The sequence below is a fragment of the Streptomyces sp. NPDC057428 genome (genome assembly GCF_042803195.1).
Classification (GTDB): domain Bacteria; phylum Actinomycetota; class Actinomycetes; order Streptomycetales; family Streptomycetaceae; genus Streptomyces.
Genome location: NZ_JBHVCT010000202.1, coordinates 1 through 2,247, shown reverse-complemented (window position 1 = coordinate 2,247; position 2,247 = coordinate 1). Strand labels below are relative to the sequence as shown.

General features: G+C 68.8%; 2 protein-coding genes and 1 pseudogene. 2 read left to right on the top strand and 1 reads right to left on the bottom strand.

Annotated elements, in window-relative coordinates:
- Positions 1-101, bottom strand: a pseudogene (locus ACFU5K_RS31680) (IS607 family transposase); the annotation flags it as partial.
- 93 nt (positions 102-194) lie between these two features.
- Here ACFU5K_RS31680 and ACFU5K_RS31675 point away from each other — a divergent pair.
- Positions 195-590, top strand: coding sequence for a hypothetical protein (locus tag ACFU5K_RS31675; protein ID WP_384068142.1), 396 nt, complete (start codon positions 195-197; stop codon positions 588-590).
- 248 nt (positions 591-838) lie between these two features.
- Positions 839-1,546 carry a DUF4232 domain-containing protein gene (locus ACFU5K_RS31670; protein ID WP_384068140.1) on the top strand — a complete coding sequence of 236 codons (708 nt, stop codon included), beginning with the start codon at positions 839-841 and terminating at the stop codon, positions 1,544-1,546.
- The last annotated feature ends 701 nt before the right edge of the window (positions 1,547-2,247 follow it).

Below are 2,247 nucleotides of genomic sequence, written 5' to 3'. Positions count from 1 at the left end.
CCCACACGCTCAGCAGGGACCGGCAACGTGCCCTCACGGAACCAGCGATACGCGGTCTGTCGATGCACACCGTTCGCTTCCGCCCACTCCGTAAGGTTCATAAGCAAGATCGTAACATTGCTCGAGTGTTCTAACACTCACTCAATCGACCATAGGGGCGCACAGCTGCCCACCCCTGGTCGGACCGCTGCCTGATGGATCTGGCGCCGGACGGGCAGCATTTCATGACCGTCGACCACGGGCAGACGGACATGGCCTTCCACCGCCACCCGAGCGGGGACCTGCTCTTCACCCTCCCCGTCGAGGCCTTCGGTCACGACCCGGACGAGACTTTCGTCGAGTGGAGCGGCGGTTACCTGACCGAGGACACGGCCATCGGCACTCTCGGCGGTGAGACCGAGGACGGAGAGGAGTGGTTCCGCCACTACCTGATCGACGTGAACTCGGGCACAGTCAGCGGTGAGATCGCCGTCGAGGCGGCCCACCCGTACGACTTGGCGCCGCTGGGTGACGGCTCCTGGCTCATCGAGGGCCCTGTTCGTAGGGTCCCGGGGGCACCTCCGTCCGCACCGCCGCACCAGGCAGGTTGACGGAGTTCGCTGACAGAAAACGATGAGCCCGAACCGTGCCGAGATGGCCATCCGCGGCGACCGGAGGGATGGTGCCAAACACACGCAGACCGCCGTGCATGGGCAGTGGGTGGCTACTGCTCGCTGTTTCGTAAGCGAGAGGCTGGTTTCCGCAGGTATCGCGCACGTGCCTCGTACCGCACACACGACACACGGGTGCGGGCGCCGGATCAGTGGTCCGACCGGCGACGAATGGCAAGCTGCGCTATATGCCAGATCATGCACGCCCCTCCGTTCCCTCGTCCCTCCGCAGCGCCCGCACCCGCTCCGCGATGAGGGGCAAACCCGCGCGGACCGCGGTCGCGTGCGTGGCGGTGGCCTTGCTTGCCACCGCCGCCGTCGGCTGCGGAGACGACAGCGGAGGCGGGGCTTCCCCCGCCTCCAGCGCAGCCGTTCCGCCCTCGGCGACCGAGGGCCCCGTCTCCTCCCAGCCCGCCACGCCGACCGGTACCGCGACGTCTCCCGCCGAGTCGAGGCCCGCGTCCACGCCGCCACCGAGCGGCGGAGTGGCGGCAGCTGACCGCTGCACCGTCGGCCAACTGAAGCCGCGTCTGGGCCCCGCCGACGCGGGGGCGGGCAACATCCGGTTCGACCTCCAGCTCAGCAACGAGGGCAAGGCACCCTGCGCGCTGCAGGGTTTTCCGGGCGTCTCACTGCTCCGGGGCGACGGCAGCACGATCGGCGTGCCCGCCACCCGGGAGGGAGGCCAGGGCACAGCGGTGAAACTGGCGCCCGGCGAAAGCGCGCACGCCACACTGCGCACCGTCAACAAGGGCATCAAAGGCCCGGACTGCTGGTCGGCACCCACCCTGCTCAAGGTGTTCCCGCCCGGACTCAAGGACGCCCTCACCCTGCGTTCGTCCACGCCGGTCGTCTGCGGTGACACGTTCACTGTGACGGCGCTCCGGTCCCAGTAGTCCGTCGTGGCCGGACAGCACGATGACCAGGGCCCGGCCGACGTCGAGGCGGACAAGGCAGGGCCCTCCGTGAGCTTCGTGCGGTATGCCGGGCCCAGGCCAGCCACGGGTTGTCGGGCCGGGCATGGGGTCGCTGGCATGCGGTCGGGCGGCACAGAGGAAACGGCCGCCGGTACGTCAACGTGGTCGTGCGCGGATGACCTGGAGAACTTCCGGGTCAAGGGTGTCTACAGCGAAGCTCTCGTCCGCAGCCTCAACGGCTACGATCACGACCCCGCCGCCCCGCGGACCCCGTGGACTCGCGAGCGGGCCCAGAGCTGGGCGGACGGCCCAGAACGACCTCCGGGAGGGCATCGTTGTCGACGGCCGACGTCACCCGCAGGTCTCCGTTCCCAACCCTCCGCCGGCAGAGCTCCAGGTCGGCGGTGAAGTCCTGCACCTCGCCCAGAACGGCACCGGGGGACCCCACTACAGTCGCAAGCCCCCTCCCGTGGAATGGGTCCCCAAGACCTGAGACGTGGCGGTCGAACGTGTGGGTCGGGAAGGTGACGTCGCTGGGGGGAATTGCGTGACCGTCGACACCCCGGACCCGGACCCCGAAAAAAGGGCTCTCCTGCCGTATGTGTGGGTCACTCTGTAGCAACTTGACGGCCGGGGAGGGTGGGTTTGTCTCCGGCGAGGGTGAGCATGACGAGGGCGAT

Coding starts and splice junctions, on each gene's coding strand:
- ACFU5K_RS31675 (WP_384068142.1), top strand. CDS start 195: ATGGATCTGGCGCCGGACGGGCAGCATTTCATGACCGTCGACCACGGG.
- ACFU5K_RS31670 (WP_384068140.1), top strand. CDS start 839: ATGCCAGATCATGCACGCCCCTCCGTTCCCTCGTCCCTCCGCAGCGCC.